The following is a 17406-nucleotide window of genomic DNA, read 5'->3' as shown; positions in this document are numbered from 1 at the left end:
TGCGCTGACTTGGCGCCTCTTTGCCGCTAACGCCGGTCCGGCAGGGAGACGTCAGCGGATGCGGTTGGCGAGGAGTCCGTCAGATCACCCGATACCCGCGGACGGGGATACTTGCGCGGCTGCTCGACGATGATCGTGTCGCCGGGCTGCACCGCCTGGTCCTGCGAGACCACTTGCTCGCTCGATTTGCCGCCACTCCGCCTGACGATCGTGAAGACGGGTTGCGCTTCCTGCCCCTCCTCCGCCACCAGGGCCTGCGGAGCCAGGACCTCGGACTCGTGCAGGAGGCTGGCCGATGTCTCCATTCGGCTGCTCAGCTCATCAAGACGCGATTGCGACTTCTGCAGCTCCGCTGAGAGTTCAGTGTTGCGCTTGGCGAGCAGCTCGGCCAGTGCGACCTTGGTCTTGCTGCCCTCCTGACGCGCCCGCATCAGGTTCGTTTCGAGGCGTAGTCTGTCTCCATCCACCTGCGCCATGTTGCGCTCCAGGGTTAGCTTGCGCGTAGCGGGGGTGAGTCCCTTCTTGAAAAGATCCTGGACTATCTGCAGCTCGGTGCGGACGGAGGCGACCTCCGTTTGGTGAACCTCGAGCTGCTTCTCGAGCGAGGTCGCCTCCTTCTGAAGAAACGCCTCCAATTGCCGAAGTGCCGTCACCTGCGTGCGATACGCCTCGCGCCGCATGTCGAAAACCAGCTTTTCCTGGTTCAAGACGCGATTGAGCTCGGGCGTGACGAGGCGTCCCTCCAGTTCTGCCGGCCATTTCAGCGTGGCTGCGTCTGCAAGCTCGGCCTGCAGGCGCACCATACGGGCACGTAGAGACTGCGATTCCAGAGCGTAGGAATGAAGGTCGCCACGCGCGGCAATCGCTTCGCGTTGCAGGCGGGCGGGAGAGGTGCGGGGGCGTCCGCCGGCCAGGGCATAGGCCTCGAGCACGTTGAGGTCGGGGCGGTAAGGATATTCCCCAGGCTTCTCGACAGCGCCGACGACGTAGAAGGGCCGGAAGTGCACGATCTCGACGGTCACGTCAGGGCTGGCGACAAGACCCATACGATCCCTGAGACGCTCCCCCAGATCGCGTTGCAGCTCTGTCGTAGTCTTGCCATTCGCGGGCACATCGCCTAGCAGCGGGAGAGATAAGCTGCCCGAGCCGCTCACAACGTAGTCGGCCTTAAATGCGGTCCATTCATATACTTCGTCGCGCGAAGGCCGCCACTCGTAGACTTTCACGCGGACTTGGTCCTGCGGTCCGAGCTTGTACTCGGGCTCAGGAGCCTGAGGCGCAGCATCTCGCGCAACGGTGCGGGTAACGGGTAGCGCGCACAGGCAAAGCGCCACGACGAGGATTGATCGTGTGAGTTTCTGCATTGTCACGTCTCTGATCCTTTTGCGATGAGAGGCTGGGCCGCGGCGTTCGTCTTCCCGCGCTGGCGGCAACCAGGTTTCGGCCTGAGCCAAGTCTATCGGGAGGCCCCTCTCCAGCGAGCACGCACAAAAGGTTGAAGCCCGTGATGGGTGAATGCCCAGCGATCAAACTTCCTACCACTTCCGCGCGCGAGCCCTCGCACAAAGGCTTATCTCCGACCTCCTTCCAGCGCGATCTTGAGCCGAGTTGCTCGCCCTACCTCCGTTGGTCGGCTTGCTGATCCGAACGTCTCTAAAATACTTTCCATCGCAGTTTCGGCTTCGTCGCAGAATTGCGGCTAGTCGCCGGAGCGCGAGGGGAAGAAGCCCATGGTGGGGTCGATGAGACGCGGAAATGGATAGCGTACTTGGCGGGAGCCGGCACAATTCGCAGATTGCCGCCGGGATGCGCATAGCCATCGTGCATGATTGGTGTCCAGACTTTCGTGGCGGCGAAAGGGTTCTGGCCGAGCTCTGCAAGCTCTTCAAGACCGCTGAGGTCTTCACGCTATTCGACTTCCTTCCGGATGAAATCAAGCAACAGCACTTCGCCGGGGTCACCTTCCATACCTCGATTGCCAATCGGATTCCGAAGGTCAGAAAGTTCTACCGAGCCCTATTTCCGATCTGCCCGTTGCTGATCGAACAGTTCGACGTCACCCAATATGATGCGGTCATTTCCTCTTCTGCGGCTTACGCAAGGGGAGTGCTGACGCGCCCTGACCAACCCCATCTGTGTTACGTGCATAGCCCGATCCGCTATGCGTGGGATGAGCAGTTTTCCTACCTTCAGCAGGGCAACCTTGGCTTCGGTCCCAAGGGGCTCTTGTTCCGCTACCTCATGCACCGGCTGCGACTATGGGATACGCGCACCGCGCACGGGCCGGACCTCATGCTGGCGAATTCCAGCTACGTGCGGGCCCGGATAAGGCGGGTCTATGGCCTCGATGCTCGCGTCGTCTTCCCGCCGGTGGATGTTGACGAAGCGGCACTCTGTACGGACAAAGACGACTACTACGTCACGGCCGCCTTTCTCGCTCCGTACAAGCGCACGGACCTTGTCATCGACGCCTTCAATGCCATGCCGACCCGAAAACTGCTCGTAGTCGGGGATGGGCAGCAGGCCGCCAAGCTCAAGGACCGCGCCGGCCCGAACATCTCGTTCGCCGGATATCTGCCGCGCGCTGAGTACATCGAAGCGGTGTCGCGAGCACGCGCGCTCGTTTTCGCCGGATGCGAGGACTTCGGCATCGCACTGGCCGAGGCGCAGGCTTACGGCACCCCTCTCATAGCTTTCGCGCGCGGCGGGGCGATGGATATCGTGCGGCCACTTGGCAGGACCGGCGAGCCAACCGGCGTTTTGTTCGAACACCAGTCGGTGCAGTCCGTCATCGATGCGGTGAAACGATTCGACGTCAACGCCGAGCAAATCCAGCCGCTTGCGTGTCGAAAGAACGCGATGCGTTTCAATCCCGAGCGGTTCGCACGCGAAATCTACTCCGCTTTCGCTGCGACAATGTCCATGCATGAACCGTCTGGTATCGACGCGCACGTCAATCAAATTGCCGCAGAGTGATCGCATCCTGTTCAACAACAAGGAAACAAAAGGGATGTCGTCGTCGACCCAACACAAACCGCCAAGCCGTCCTGCGCGAGCGCTGCCAGCGCGCGAACAATACCCTTGGAATCTTGCCCTGCTGCTAGTCTGAAAGGCTTGGCGTGTTCTTGGATAATAAGAGTACCGCAAGAGGCTATATGCATTGGCAGGCTGCATCGTTCAGTACAACGGGGCCGCATGCCCTAGGGACGACGGGCTTGCGTCTTCGCACCCGCGCGGAGGAAGGGCGTTGCACGACCTTGCAGGTGCGACTTTGGTATCCAATTGACCAGACGGAGCCGACGCGCGCGCGCGCACTTGCACAGTTCCTGTATCGTTTGCGGCATTTTCGTTTGGCGCCGGCATGGCATGGAGCCGAGCCCACGCGCGAGTTGGGCCGCTTACCCCTGATAACGTATGTGCACGACATCGGCGGTCGCCACGAGGCAAATTCTCATCTGCTCGCCGATCTTGCCAGTCACGGTTTCGTATTGGCCGCGATACACGATCCCTTCGGCCGCCGCATTTCGCAATACAGCCTTCGACGATCCGAGCCGTCGACGAGCGACGGTGAGCAACGATCACTGGCTCATGGCGTGAAGACTGCGTCGGTCCTGCTCGATGCACTCGAGGAACTGGAGCAAGGTGACCGGACAGTCTGGGGCAACTGCATCGATTTGAAGAATGTCGGTATCATGGGATATGCGCTTGGCGGGGCGGTTGCCGCAGAGGCCACTCATTCCGACAAGCGATACGTGGCGGCTGCAAATCTGGCAGGACCAATCAGCGCCCGCCTGGTGACTGTGCCCTATTTGGCAATGCTCCCAGACTTCCAGAGCGCACATCCGACATCGTCGCTGCCTGCGCCGATCAACGCCCGCGAGGCTCTGCACTATCGACGCGCCCGCCATCAAGCGCGCCTACCCCAAGGGCACGTCATTCAAATCGAGGGGACGCGCAAAGAACACTTCGGTGGGTCGATCGGCAGTGCTTCGATAGTGCCCGGTACTCAGCAGCCGGTCGATCCCCCGAAGCACGCGCGGACGATCGTCGAAGCTTACACGGCGGCTTTTTTCGGCACGTATCTGCAGAATCATAAGCACCCGCTTATGTACGTAAGACACTCGCCATACTCGGAGGTGCGCTTCCTGCCGCCTTCCACACCGCGCCGCATCGACTGGCCACCAGGGGCGACGCAGTAACTTTAAAAAGTCTTTCCCAACTTCCGCCGTCCCACTTTACGCGCGTATCCCGCCGACTAGCCAAAAGGGGTACACGCACAGACTTGCCAAGCCAACGAGAAGTACTCTATTCTTAACAAATGCTTACGCCGATTGCTTAAATCACATTCGGATTGGTAATCGCCAACCTGGAATGTCCCAGCCCCGGGTGGAAGATCATGACGAGCCAGCTCTTCCGCGAATACGACGTCGAGGGGACCGTTAGCGGAGATAAGGTTGATACTTCTAATCACACACCTTCTCGCAACGGGTCGGCACTGAAGAGCCTGCCGATTGCCATCATAAATCGGCAGCTGCTCTCCAGTGAGTGCCTGGCACGAGCCATCTGCAGCAGCACTGATCTGCAAGTCTTGAGTTTCCCCACGCTTGACGATTGGCTGCACCAGCAGGTGCCCGTCTCGCTACTTGTTCTGTGCCAGACGCGGCTGACTCAGGCTGAAGCTATGAAGGAGATCGAGCGTTTGGCGGAGCTCTCCGCTCAATCGATCAAATGTCCGGCGGTCATACTTTCCGACAACGAGGACCCGGATCTGATCGTTCGCATGCTCGGTCGCAACATCCGAGGCTATATCCCAACGAGCCTGCCGATCGACATCGCGATACAGGCGATGGAGCTGGCTCGTGCCGGCGGCGTTTACGTCCCTGCCAGCAGCCTCATCGCTGCGCATCGGGTGCAAGAAGATCCTTCGGCGGCTACCCACAAAGCCAACGGCATGTTCACCGCACGCCAGGCTGCGGTCGTCGAGGCGCTCAGGCGCGGCAAGGCAAACAAAATCATCGCCTACGAACTCAACATGCGCGAGAGCACCGTAAAGGTGCACGTTCGCAACATCATGAAGAAGCTCCACGCCACGAATCGGACCGAGGTTGCGTATCTTGCCACCCGCCTGCTCAGCGGCGAGGAAGTCACACGCTAGCCCGAGCTCGTGATCGACGACGACGGATGTGAGTCTGAACCCATCCGTCGTCCTCCCGCCTCCCAAAGCATGTACTCCGCGCACTGAGCCTACTTCGTTTGGGCGCCTTGTGACGGCGCGCAGTATTGCGGGAAGATCGCACGGGAAAATTGCTGCGGCAGCTAAATCCGTGTCCGAACGAACTTACCTTTTGCAAGAAGTCGGAAGCTGCGAAGCCGCTGCTTGCGGTGACGCATTGGCGATCACGTTGCGCGATGATGCGCGACATCGCGAGTTCGTAACGACGGAGCAACCGAGCGACGCACGTGCGAGCCAGTGGCTGCTTCGGCAATCGGCTAACGAGCCTGTCTTCGCGCCGCGCGAGTCAGACCGCCTGACGCTCGAGCCGAAGCTTTCATCTATTGCAACGACCACGGCACGGTTGAGCAGCAGGCCTATTGGCGGCCTAACCAAGCGAGCGCTCGACATCGCCGTCGCGTCGGTGGCTTTGGTGCTGCTCGCACCGCTACTGCTGCTTGTGGCTCTATTGATCCGACTGACCATGGGCAGCCCGGTCATCTTCTCACACGCGCGCCTAGGCTATGGCGGACGTTCGTTCGCGTGTCTGAAGTTCCGCACGATGGTCAACGACGCGGACACGGCCCTGCAGGATCACCTCGTCCATAACAGTGCCGCGCGGGAGGAATGGCAAATCGATCGCAAGCTGCGTATCGATCCCCGCGTCACGCGTCTCGGAAGCATCCTGCGGCGCTCGAGCATTGATGAATTGCCTCAGCTTTTCAATGTTTTGATGGGGCAGATGAGCTGCGTGGGTCCGCGTCCGATCGTTGCCGAAGAGATACCTCGCTACGGCCTGGCTTGGGAGGACTACACCAAGGCAAGTCCGGGTATGACGGGGCTCTGGCAGGTGAGCGGGCGCAATCGCTTGAGCTACCGCACCCGCGTCGCCCTCGACCGTAGGTACGTGCGCCGTTGGTCGGCGATGCGCGACGTATGGATTTTAGTGCGGACAGTTCCCGCCGTGCTGCGGACGGAGGACACCGCATAGCCGCGGGTCACCCGTGGGGCAGGAATCGGCCGCGGCCCAGCTGCTCAACGACGCGTTGATAGCAGGAGACCGACAAGGTAAGCGGATTGCTGCACCGCTAGTAGCAGGACCAACACGCCTATCGCCCGCAGCGGCGTCCAGTCGAAGATCACGGCGACTGCGATGGTGCCAACGACGACCAGCAACGCAAGGACTAGCATCACCGTCACCTTATAGCGCATCCCCGCTAGCAGGCCGATCCCCGCAGCAGCAAGGCATGCCCACAACAAAGTCGGCCCTCCGAGCGTCCAGGAGCTACGAGTCTCTCTACGGGACAATCTGCTGCTCTCCCGGCGATTTGCAATAGCAATCGCGGTCTACCGACCTAGACAGGCTTTCCGCTCTGCAACTTGCACCGGGCAGCACTTGGCACGCTCCCTGAGGAGCCGATCTTTAAAATGTACTCCGGCTCGATCCGGCCCAGCATTGCGTGCGACGCAGCCAAGAAGTTTCCCCTGAGGCGCCCCCACCTATCCACATGCGCCTCCTGCCATAGGCTCCTGATCAAGTTCGCGATTACGTTGCGGATCATGAGGTTCATCGCGAATGAAAAGGGCACGGTCCCCTTCCTCACCAAATAGATCGGGTTCATCACCTGCGAATACCCGAGCCGCTCGCCGCTTACCCGGCCCCCCGACCTCACCCCCAGGTGTACCCCCAGTACGTGCCGCAACTCGACGACACGCCCATTGCGGCGAAGCTGGCTGGTAAAGTCGATGTCCTCCAGCCAGCCATACAGCGGCAGCCGTTCGTCAAATCGCAATTTGCCGACCACACTGGCACGGACGGACATGTTGCAGCCGTAGGCGCCCACATGCTCGACCACGAGGGGCTCCTGAGGACGATCGGTGGCAGAGCGTAGCGCCGCGAGCCCTGTTTCCCAGTCGAGCCCAGTTCCCCGTGCTCCGTCGGCCACGACGTGCCCCATGACAACCGACCAATTTGGGTTGGTTTGAAATGCCGCGGTAACCTGCGCAAGGTAGTCGTCGGCGGGAATGAAATCGTCGTCGAAGAAGCTGACGATATCCGCTCGGCCCAATGCCAGGTCCAGGGCGGTGTTGCGCTGGACCGTTGATCCGATAGGGCCAAAGACGTGCGTTACAGCGAACCGGCGCCCTTCGTAGGGATCGACGTGCGATGCATCCGGCGCAGAGATGATTACTTCATCGGGCGGGCGAGTCTGCGATTCTAGGTAGCGCACGAGTCGACCGACCTGCGCCCTTCTGCCAAGGGTCGCTATGATCACGATAAGCTTCATGGGCGCTTCTTGCCGGTCCTGGTTCACTCCCGACGAAGGCCGGGCGGGGACAGGCTAGGTCCTCGCGGCCCTAAGCGCATTCTCCGAATTGGTCTTAGGCCTACCTAAAGAGAGCTAGCTGGCGTGCGCCGCGTGAAGGCCAATCGGTGTTAACCACCGAGACCGTCGAGCGTTCTGGTGTGTACCACAAATGGCGTGGTTACCAGGGGCACCGGCGGTCAGTACCATTCACGTCTGAGGAAGCCGTCGCGGCCGGGCTGCGCGATACCCGCGAGCCGAAAGCGCAGTCGAGTAGTCACGTCAGATGAGTCTCGTCAGTCGGTCATTCTTGAGCTCAGCTCGCGTCTCCGGCGCCCGGACAGGGCCCCTCAGCTCCCTAACGCGGGTTGCCAATCTGTGGTCGGGATACCGCCAAGGTAAGGATCGTTCTCGATCGGTCCGGCATTGGGCGATCAACGGGGATTACGTCGCACTCCGGCCGACCGGCGTCGCACGCTATGCCCGTGAGGTCACGCTACAGCTCGATGCGCTCATGGCCGAGCGGCACCCGCTCACGCGCGGCCTGCATCTCGAGCTGATCGTCCCTCGTAAATCCGATACCGGCCTGACACACATTCCCACGCGCCTCGTTCGCGAGTTCAAGTATCCGAGGCTGCCGCAGTTCTGGGTGCAGGCCCAGCTACCGTTCTACGTGAAGGGGGGGCTTCTCAGCTTCTGCAATCTGGCACCGGTCACCGTGAGCCGGCAAATTGCCTGCATTCACGACCTCCACACGCGCCTGATGCCCGAAAGCTTTGGGCGCCTGTTTCGGTTGGTCCACCGCATCATCCTTCCCCTTCTCGGACGGCGGGCTGCGCGCATTACGACGGTGTCGGGGCTGTCACGCCAGCACCTGGCCGATTACGGCGTCGCGCCGCAATCAAAGATCGTCGTAACCTATAACGGTGCCGATCACGCCAAACGGTGGGTGGCCAGCCGATCGCGCCTGGTAGACGCCTCTACGCGGCCCTACGTGGTCTGCCTCGGGCGCGACCTTAGGTATAAGAACACCGAGCTCATGGTTCGGCTCGCACCGTTTCTCGACGAGATGGGCTTGGATCTTTTGATCGCCGGCGATGTCGATCTGTCGGCGTATTGTCGCGACGGTGCGCGCCCTACGGACAATGTCCGGCTGCTGGGTCGTATTGATGACGATGAGTTCGCCCAGGTCCTCAGCCGGGCGCTTTGCTTCCTGTTCCCCTCGCGAATTGAAGGCTTCGGGCTGCCGGCGATCGAAGCAATGGTGCACGGCTGCCCTGTCGTCGCGTCGACGTCACCGTGCCTACCCGAGATTTGCGGGGACGCGGCACTCTTCGCCGATCCGGACAGCATCGGCGAGTGGTTGGAGGCCATAGCGAAGCTGAGAGGCGACAGGGCTTTGAGAGCTCAGCTTGTCGACAAAGGCGTTGCACGCGCCGCCGCCTATTCCTGGAGGAAGATTGCCGAGCTCTACCTTAAGCTCATGGCCGAGGTGGATGGCGTTGAGCATCTCGGACTTCCCTCTACGCATGCGCTGGTCAGCGCCCAGCACGGATAAGGGTTGAGATGCCAAGCGTAGATATTGTGGTGCCTTGCTATCAACACGGTCGCTTCTTGCGCGACTGCGTAGAAAGCGTCCTATCGCAAGACGTGGAGCAGCTGCGCGTCATTATCATCGACAACGCATCGACCGACGATAGCGTCTCAGTTGCGCACGACCTTGCCCGCGAGGACGCTCGCGTTGAGATTGTCGCGCACCCGCGCAATTTGGGGTCGCATGCTTCGTTCAACGAAGGCATCGATCTCGCCTCCGCTGACTACGTCATGGTGCTTTGTGCGGACGACATCCTGTCGCCGGGCAGCCTTCGCCGGGCGGTGACCATCATGGAGCAGCACCCGGAAGTAGCCTTCACCCATGGTACAGACGTCCATTGGCGCACGCATGAGCCGCTTCCGGATCTCAGCACCGCCGACAACTCGTCGTGGCACATTCAATCGGGACACGATTTCCTTTTGGATCGCTGCCGGGCGCCGGAACTCTACCTTGCATTTGGGATGGTTCTTGTACGGACCTCGGCGCAGAAAGCCGCGGGCTACTATCGGCCGGCGCTCCCGCACTCGGACGATTTCGAAATGCTGCTGCGGTTGGCATGCCTCGGCGCAGTTGCATTCACTCCAGCCGTGCTGGGAATCAAAAGAATTCATGGCGAGAACCGAAGCCAAGAGGCGCTGGCCGCGCGGTGGCTTACCATCACCCGGCTGCACGCGGCGTTGGAAAGCTTCTTCGGCCACGAAGGGAAGCGGCTGCACGATTGGCCCCGACTGCGTTTGCTGGCTCAGCGCAGTCTTTGCGAGCGTGCCTATTGGTGCGGGGTGAAGGAGCTTGTGCGCGGTCGCAAGGATGCATTCAGCTTCTTCAAGCTAGCCTTCCAGCTCGATCCGCGTGTCGCCCTCATTCCGCCGCTTGGCTATTTGGCGCGGTTTGATTGGAGCGCCATGTCGTTCCGCAATTGACCCTTCCCGAGGGCGATGCCCAACCGGTTCGGCGCATATGAGACGACCCTGTGGAGATTCTGCAGTGCGTAAGGCATTCGCGATAGTTCTGGCGCTCGCCATCGTCGGCGTTGCGCCTCGGCATGATGTCTCGGGTGCTGCGGCAGCTGGAGAGGCGACGGGCACCTTGAGTCACAGCGCCGATGCCTTTCTCAGCTCGGTCGGCATAAACATTCACATCGATCAAGGCTACGCGCCGCAGTCTTACGTAGAGCCGCTCAAATACCTGGGCGTCCGCGCCGTGCGCACGGGCGCCGGGCGTGTGACTGGCTCTGTTTATGTCGCACGGCGCACCGGCGTGCTCGTCGACATTTTTGCCAACGGTGGTCCCGTCGACAGCTTCATGGCGGCAGCCCGGCAGCTCGCCGCGGCCAACGCCCTCCTGGCGCTGGAGGGGCCCAACGAACCAAATAACTTCCCGCTCACCTACGATGGCAAGAGAGGTGGCGGATCCGGCACGTGGCTTCCGGTAGGCGAGTTCCAGCGCGACGTCTACGCGGCAGTCAAGGCTGATTCCGAGCTCCGCAATTTTCCGGTCTTCTCGCCCTCTGAGCCCGGTGCTCAGACGGACAACGTCGGCCTGCAGTTTCTGACCATTCCCGAGGGAGCGGATGCGCTGCTGCCGCCAGGGACGCCATTCGCCGACTTCGCCAACGTCCACAACTACGTTATCGGAAACGGTGAGAGATACGGGGACAACCAAGCTTGGAATGCTGCCGATCCGACGTTGAACGAGCGTTGGGACGGGCTCTACGGCAATTTCGGTGTAACTTGGGGCAGGGGCTACAAGGGATACACCAACGAGGCGCTCGCCACACTGCCGAGAGTCACGACGGAGACCGGTTGGGACAGTGTGCGCGGCCCGGGCGGAGAACGCACGCAAGGCACCGTCCTGGTGAACACCTACCTCGCCCAATATAAGCGAGGCTACCGCTATACATTTATCTATCAGCTGCGCGACGACGAAGGGGGACAAGACCACTTCGGCGTCTTCGACAAGGATTCACGCCCCAAGCCGGCCGCCACCTTTATCCATAACCTGACGGCAATCCTTGCCGATCGCACTCCGATCGCACACCCGGGTCGTCTCAACTATTCGATCCCTAACCAACCGGCCACCGTGCACGATTTGCTTCTGCAGAAGAGCGACGGGACGTTTGCGCTTGTCGTGTGGGGCGAGAAGGTTACCGGTGCGGATAGCGTAGTGGTGGATCTCGGCGGCGAACGCGCCTCCGTCAAAGTGTATGACATCACCGTAGGGACTGAGCCGATCTCGACCCTGCGCAATGCGCGATCGGTTCCCGTGTCGCTAAGCGATCACGCGCTGATCATCGAGGTCGCGAAGTGACTGTGAACCCTCACCGCGCGGCGAGCCCGCTCCGACCTCATCCCTTCTGAAGCGCCGCGGCCCTTACCGCACGGGGTATGAAAGCAAGCCGGGAGGCCAGGTGGCCCGCTGCCTGCTGCAACTCGCTCAGTAAGTCGTGGCCGGTAAAAACGATGCCGGCTAGCCACCCGGCGCCCGCAAGGACGGACGCTTCAAGTGCCTCCAGGACCGTTAGGTTCCACCCATCCCCCACGACGATCAACACGGCTATTGGCCCAATAGCGGTCGCACCAGTCACGATGAGACTTTTACGCAATGCCGCGGCAAGCTCCATCCACCTGATGTCGAGATGCTTGCGAACGAATTGCAACGAGACGAACGCTTGGAACGGTATGGCAAACAGGAAGCTCAATGCGGCGGCCTTCAGACCGAAGAAGGCAGCGACCGTGAGCACCAGAGCCGACACCGGCCAAATAATGAGGCCGCGTTTGAATGAGTCGCGGACGGCCCCTACCGAGAGGAAGACTGGATAGTTCAGCTGGAAGCTGAAAGAGAAAAGGTTCGCGATGGCCATGATCTGCACGTATGGGACGATGGTCATCCACTGCGGGCCAAATATTAGACCGACTGTGGGCTCGGCCAGAAGAGCGAGCACTACCAAGGCCGGCCATTGGATGCCGGTGATAAGCGAGACCGCGTTCAGGTAAGGGGTTTTCAATGTACGCCCATCCCGAACGATCTCGGAGAAGGCTGGAAGAATGACGGACGTCGCGCCCAACAGGAAGACTTTGTCCGGCAGCTGGCACAACATGACGCTGCGATTGAAGAACGCGACCGCGTCAGCGGAGACGATCCGGCCCAGCACTAGGTACGGCAGCATTTCGTAAACCCGGTGCAAGAGGATGTTCGTGCCGTTGTAGCCCCCGAACGTCAGCAAGCCCCGCCACCCTCGGAAGAGAGGCTTGAAGATTCTGTGGTCGGGGTAGAGGGCGAGGGCTAGCGCCGCACCAACGCCGGCACTGACGAGGTTCGCCCAGGCAAAGCTCATGTAGCTGAGCCCTGCCAGGGCCAAAGCAACCGTAGTCGTCGAGGTCGCGACTGCGATTGATCCACTGATCAGCGCGACTCGTGCAAATGCCATCTCCCGGCGCAGAAGCGAGACAATAGTGGCCGGGGCCGCCTCGAAGATCACGGAGAGCGACAGTACTTGCAAGAAGGGCGTCAGCCTCGCGTCGCCGTATAGGTTGGCGACCCACGGGGCCGAACTAAAAAGCACGCCTGCAATGACGAGCGTAATCAGCAGCAACATCGAGAACGATTTGCGGATCTCGTCCAACGAGAGCTGTTGATGCTGAATGAGGAAATTCGGGCTGGCGAACTCACGCGCCGCCGCGAAGAATCCGACTACGGCGAGGCCCACCAACGAGATGCCGATCTCGTCAGGCCTTAGCAGGCGCGAGACCACCGCCACTGTCAGAAAGCTGACAGTCAGTGTGAAGTACCGCTCGCCTGTCGCCAGAAGTAGAGCTCGTCGAAGCTGGCTCATTCCACCCAGATTTAAGTTTGTTGCGGGGAGGGGCCCATCCGCGACGCCGCGGAGCGTTCCATCCTGATTACAGCGGCACGCGCCGCACGCTAACCCAGACAATATCAGGCGAGGGGGATCGAAAGGCGTAGGGCAGTCCTCCATGCCACCCAATTTGACTAGCTTTGCATCGGTGTCGCCAGCCACCTAGCTTCCGGTCGGGCGTGACTGCCTGCCGGATCCGTGCGGCCGGCGCACGCCGCCATCCAACGGTCAATGCGTCTATGCTCGGCACCGCAAAATCGATCCTCGCCTACGCACCGCGCGGCGAGAGCCTTTCCGGCCTATTGGGCAACGAGACGGTCGGGGCATCGACGCGAGCGCCGGCCATCGCTCTTTTCGGTCTCTTCGGCTGCGGCAATTTCGGCAATGACGGGTCGCTCGAAGCGATTCTGAACCTGCTGCGGCGCGTGCGGCCCGACGCGCGGCTTACCTGCATATGTGCCAACCCCGACCTCATCCGCGACCGGTTCGACGTGAGTGCGCTGCCGATCAGCGGCGCCCACGTCGCCGACGCTCATGCCCAGCGTATAGGTGGCTGGGCGCGCAAGATCGTCGAAAAGCTCCGTGATGTGCTTTCCACCATACGTTCCGCACGGAAGTTCGATCTGGTGCTGATACCGGGAACGGGCATTCTCGATGACTTCGGCGATCGGCCCAAAGGCATGCCCTGGAACATTCTCAGGTGGTGCCTGGTGTCGCGACTGCTCGGGGCCAAAGTCGCCTTCGTATGTATCGGGGCAGGGCCTATCGGCCATCCGCTGAGCCGTTGGATGATGAAGACGGCGGGACAGCTGGCACACTATCGATCCTATCGCGACGTGCTGTCGAAGGACTTCATGACCGGCATCGGCGTGAAGACCGGTGCTGATCCGGTTTTTGCCGACCTTGCGTTCGGCCTGCCTCCCCCGCTGCATCGCGAGCGGCCGGACGCTGAGCGCCTGGTCGTCGGCGTCGGCGTCATGAGCTACTACGGCTGGTACTCGTTTGCCGAGGCTGGGGCGGAAACGCACTGGCAGTACATCGATAAGCTAGCCGCTTTTGTGCGCCATATCTTGGGCCGCGGTCATCGTGTCCGCCTGCTGATTGGCGAGACCGCGGACGATGGGGCCGTCAAAACTCTGATGTCGCGCCTGCGATCGAAATCGCCGGCGATCGCAGAAGAAGATCTAGTTGAAGCCCCGGCAAGCTCACTCCACGACGTTATGCGTCAGATGCAGGAGACGGACGTCATCGTGGCGACGCGGTATCACAATATCGTTTGCGCCTTGAAGCTAGCCAAACCGACCATCTCGTTGGGTTACTCCAAGAAGAATGATGTCCTCATGGCGCAGGCGGGCCTCGGGGCCTATTGCCATCACATCGAGAGCTTCGAGGTCGACCAGCTCATCGAGCAGTTCGAAAGCATCTCCGCGCAGCGGACCCAGTGCGCGGATGCGGTGCGCGCGTACCGCCAGATCGCGGACAGCCGGCTCGCTGAACAAGAAGCGATGTTGCGCACGTTTCTCTAGTGGACGTCGCCCGCTGCCGCTAGGGAACGGCTTGCGGAAGCGTGTTCCCCTTCAGGCCTTCGACACGACCAAAAAGCGATTGCTCGACCGCTGCCTCGATGCCCGTGGGGAACCGAAAACCTGTGGCGCAAAGCTTGTCGTTGGCAAAGCGCAGCATTCCCAACGGATAACGGATTTCCAGCGTGCGCGAGAGGGACCAATTCTTCGCCATGTCGGCGACGATGGGCAGTTCGAACGGCACGCTGTATCTCGGATCGTGCGTCATCTCGTAGGCACGAGCGAACAAGTCGCGGAACGTCCCGCAAGCGTCTTCGCAAATATTGTAAGCCTCGATACGATCACGGCCGTCCTGCAGGCCTCGGCGAAGCAGGTGCGCGATCGCGGAGGCAACGTCCGACGCCAGCACGTACTGGGTGCGCCGGTAAAGGCAAAGGACTTTGCGGTACGCGCTCCAGTCGGCCGCTTCGAGGATACGCTGCAAATCCGCGACCACGGTCGGGCGAAGAAGATCGACCCGCAACGTCGGCGCGGCCCCGCGCAGCGCCAGCTCTGCCATCGTCTTCGTGCGGGCATATTCGAGCATGTATGGCTCGGCGAGGTACTGTTTTGCCATGGGCCGCGCGAGATCGATAAGAGGCGTCTGCTCATCAACGCGACGTGTGCGCGGAGAACCATAGACGACGATAGAGCTTGCGTGCCCGAAGTAGCGTGCCCCGCTCGCCGCCGCCGCTTCGGCCAAGCGGCGTGTCGCATCGACGTTGATGCGCTCCATCTTGCCGATATCCGAGAGTTCCGCAGCCAGATGAATGACTGCATCGCACCCGTCGACAAGAGGGTCGACTTCGAGACTCTCGAGGAAGTTCCAACGCCGCCAATCCACACCGGGAACGTTGCCGGGCGCGCGCACGTATTGACCGCGCACCAGGTAGCCCGCCCCGATCAGCGCCGGCACTACGAAGCGTCCGATCGATCCGGTTGCACCAGTGACAAGTACTGTCGGCCTCAATCAAGTCTCCCAATCAACTGTTTTGCCGGGCGGCCGCCGTATGCTTCAGGTGGTCCGACAGGCGAATGGCCAGCGCAAGGATCATCAGCGTCGGATTTGCGTGACCACCGGTGGGAAACACCGATGCGCCGGCGATATAGAGTCCGCTGACCCCATGAACGCGACAATCACTGTCCACGACTCCCTGCTTGGGATCATCCGCCATGCGCGTCGTGCCCATGGTGTGGGCCATGTCGATGACGGCCGCGTCATCGAGACTATTTTGCTTTACCCACGCATCCAGAGCGGGCGGGGGCAATCCGACCCGGTCGAATTCCCGCGACATCTGCTGGCCAAGTCGCGCCAAGGACCGCCGTGCGTCGCGATCTATCTTCCAGTTGATCTTCGCGCGGGCGACACCGAGTTCATCCTTCGTCTCCGAGAGGGTGATGCGGGAGTCGGGATCGGGCTTCTGCTCGCTGATGCCCTCGACGATCAATCCCGTCAGCTTGTGCGGGATGCCGCGATTGAGGTGCTCTCGCGCAACGAGATTGGGGTTTAGCCTGATCGCGGCATTGACAACCGTCGTCTTCACGCGCTCCGGCAACAAACTGCCCTGAAGGGCCTTCATGCCGACGCCCTTGGCGAGGAGACCCGGACTTCGCGCCAGGGCAGCCAAGTCAGCCCCAATCGCAGCCGACTTGCGGGTAAGCAGCCGTTTTAGGGCCTCGAGAGGATCATCTGGAGCGCGTTCCTCCAGGATATAGAGAGCGCAGTTGAGTAAGCCCTCCTGTTCCTGGACCGAGCGCGGCAACGCCAGCCCATGCATGTACATGTGGGTGCGTCCCGCCTGCGAGAGGCCATAAAAGCCAAAGCGATCCACAACCCTTGCCGCATCGGCTGCGTCGTAGCGGCCGAGGCGCGCACTCGGATGATCGAGGAGGAATCGCCCCACGACATCGTGATCGTTTCCGATTCCCGCCTGGCAGATTTGATTGGATGCCATAAGAAGTCGGGCGTTCTCGACCCCGCTCGCCGCCAGAACGCATACTTTCCCGCGCACGCGGGCCCGAACGCCTTCCAAGCACGCGACCTCTACGCCTTCGAACTTGCTGCCGGTGTCGTTCGTCAATATGCGCGTCACGGTCGCGTTGAGCAGCGTGCGCACGTTGGCTGCATCTTCCCGCATGAACTCTGGGCCGAAGCGCATCACGTCGAGGCGGTCGATCCGAGAGCGGGCAAACTGCCAAAAGAAGGGACGCAGCGCTTCAGCATCGAGTTGCGGCTCCGGAGGGCGGCAGCCCATTAGTGACCACAGACCGTCGCCACTTACACTGGGACCGAGGTTCAGTTGCTCAGCGGCGCGATCTATGTGCGGCTCCAGATCGGCGCGTGCTAACGGCCAGCCGGAATACGGAACCCACGACCGCGGTTCGAAATCCAGGCTGTCGAACGCGGCAGACTTCCCTGCCCAGGCATGGGATGAGCCTCCAAGAACTCTGCAACGCACCCCATACGGCTGCTCTGCAGGCGACCATGACTGAGCGCTGGCACCGTGAAATGCCGCACGGCGCTCAATCTGAACCTCCATGCTGGGCTGGCCGACGCTCTCGACCCGGTTCAGCGCCCCGATGCGTGCGTCTTCCTCAAGGCGCCCGCTTTCGAGGACCAGCACGCGCGTTTGATGCCCAAAGAATTCCCGCGCGACGGTGAGACCTGCCGGACCGCCACCAATGATGATCAGATCGGCTTCGAGCTCGCGCCCGTTTCCCAAGCGCGCCAAATCCAGAGTCTGCAGGATTTTGCCCTTTCCGAGCGCCGCTGTGCTGACCAGGAATCTCCTGGAATCCGGGCGCGCATCAAGGTCAGCTTTCTGCCCCGGGGCCTCCCAAAGGAGTACATAGCTATCGCCTTTTAGGCGCGTTCT

At 61.3% G+C, this 17406-nt stretch carries 13 protein-coding genes; 8 read left to right on the top strand and 5 right to left on the bottom strand.

Annotated elements, in window-relative coordinates; translation table 11 throughout:
* Window positions 1-26: 26 nt before the first annotated feature.
* On the bottom strand, window positions 27-1364 hold the full coding sequence (locus GIW81_RS07065) for a polysaccharide biosynthesis/export family protein (RefSeq protein WP_154738568.1): 1338 nt from the start codon (window positions 1362-1364) through the stop codon (window positions 27-29).
* A 391-nt stretch (window positions 1365-1755) separates the two neighbouring features.
* On the opposite strand from GIW81_RS07065, the gene GIW81_RS07060 reads away from it, so the two are divergent.
* The 4 genes from GIW81_RS07060 (at window position 1756) to GIW81_RS07045 (ending at window position 6203) form a co-directional block, all read left to right on the top strand.
* Entirely contained in the window at window positions 1756-2976 is a 1221-nt protein-coding gene (locus GIW81_RS07060) for a glycosyltransferase (protein WP_154738567.1), read from the top strand.
* A gap of 239 nt (window positions 2977-3215) precedes the next feature.
* A complete protein-coding gene (locus GIW81_RS07055) occupies window positions 3216-4199 on the top strand; it encodes an alpha/beta hydrolase (protein WP_195930431.1) in 984 nt (327 codons plus the stop codon).
* Window positions 4200-4396: 197 nt separating this feature from the next.
* Window positions 4397-5155, top strand: a complete 759-nt coding sequence (locus GIW81_RS07050; protein ID WP_154738565.1) for a response regulator transcription factor — start codon at window positions 4397-4399, stop codon at window positions 5153-5155.
* A gap of 373 nt (window positions 5156-5528) precedes the next feature.
* On the top strand, window positions 5529-6203 hold the full coding sequence (locus GIW81_RS07045) for a sugar transferase (protein WP_195930536.1): 675 nt from the start codon (window positions 5529-5531) through the stop codon (window positions 6201-6203).
* A 364-nt stretch (window positions 6204-6567) separates the two neighbouring features.
* On the opposite strand, the gene GIW81_RS07040 is transcribed toward GIW81_RS07045, so the two are convergent.
* Window positions 6568-7500 (bottom strand): glycosyltransferase family 2 protein, encoded by a 933-nt coding sequence (locus GIW81_RS07040; protein ID WP_154738564.1) that lies wholly within the window; start codon window positions 7498-7500, stop codon window positions 6568-6570.
* A 532-nt stretch (window positions 7501-8032) separates the two neighbouring features.
* Here GIW81_RS07040 and GIW81_RS07035 point away from each other — a divergent pair.
* From GIW81_RS07035 to GIW81_RS07025, 3 genes are all read left to right on the top strand, one after another.
* The gene (locus GIW81_RS07035) at window positions 8033-9076 is read left to right on the top strand and encodes a glycosyltransferase family 4 protein (protein WP_229309101.1); all 1044 of its coding nucleotides are present in this window, start codon (window positions 8033-8035) and stop codon (window positions 9074-9076) included.
* 8 nt (window positions 9077-9084) lie between these two features.
* On the top strand, window positions 9085-10032 hold the full coding sequence (locus tag GIW81_RS07030) for a glycosyltransferase family 2 protein (RefSeq protein ID WP_154738562.1): 948 nt from the start codon (window positions 9085-9087) through the stop codon (window positions 10030-10032).
* Window positions 10033-10198: 166 nt separating this feature from the next.
* On the top strand, window positions 10199-11419 hold the full coding sequence (locus GIW81_RS07025) for a glycosyl hydrolase (protein WP_154738561.1): 1221 nt from the start codon (window positions 10199-10201) through the stop codon (window positions 11417-11419).
* A gap of 37 nt (window positions 11420-11456) precedes the next feature.
* Here GIW81_RS07025 and GIW81_RS07020 read toward each other — a convergent pair whose 3' ends face one another.
* Entirely contained in the window at window positions 11457-12944 is a 1488-nt protein-coding gene (locus tag GIW81_RS07020; RefSeq protein WP_154738560.1) for an oligosaccharide flippase family protein, read from the bottom strand.
* A gap of 263 nt (window positions 12945-13207) precedes the next feature.
* Between GIW81_RS07020 and GIW81_RS07015 the strand changes: the two genes are divergently transcribed.
* Window positions 13208-14494 (top strand): polysaccharide pyruvyl transferase family protein, encoded by a 1287-nt coding sequence (locus tag GIW81_RS07015; RefSeq protein ID WP_154738559.1) that lies wholly within the window; start codon window positions 13208-13210, stop codon window positions 14492-14494.
* Window positions 14495-14513: 19 nt separating this feature from the next.
* Here GIW81_RS07015 and GIW81_RS07010 read toward each other — a convergent pair whose 3' ends face one another.
* Together GIW81_RS07010 and GIW81_RS07005 are read right to left on the bottom strand one after the other, a co-directional pair.
* On the bottom strand, window positions 14514-15500 hold the full coding sequence (locus tag GIW81_RS07010; RefSeq protein WP_154738558.1) for an NAD-dependent epimerase/dehydratase family protein: 987 nt from the start codon (window positions 15498-15500) through the stop codon (window positions 14514-14516).
* A 13-nt stretch (window positions 15501-15513) separates the two neighbouring features.
* Window positions 15514-17253: a GMC oxidoreductase gene (locus GIW81_RS07005; protein ID WP_229309100.1), complete on the bottom strand. Its 1740-nt coding sequence runs from the start codon at window positions 17251-17253 to the stop codon at window positions 15514-15516.
* Between the last annotated feature and the right edge of the window lie 153 nt (window positions 17254-17406).

Source organism: Hyphomicrobium album (genome assembly GCF_009708035.1).
GTDB classification, from domain to species: Bacteria; Pseudomonadota; Alphaproteobacteria; order Rhizobiales; family Hyphomicrobiaceae; genus Hyphomicrobium_A; species Hyphomicrobium_A album.
Note: the sequence above shows the minus strand (reverse complement) of the source record. Positions and strands in the feature narration are given on the sequence as shown.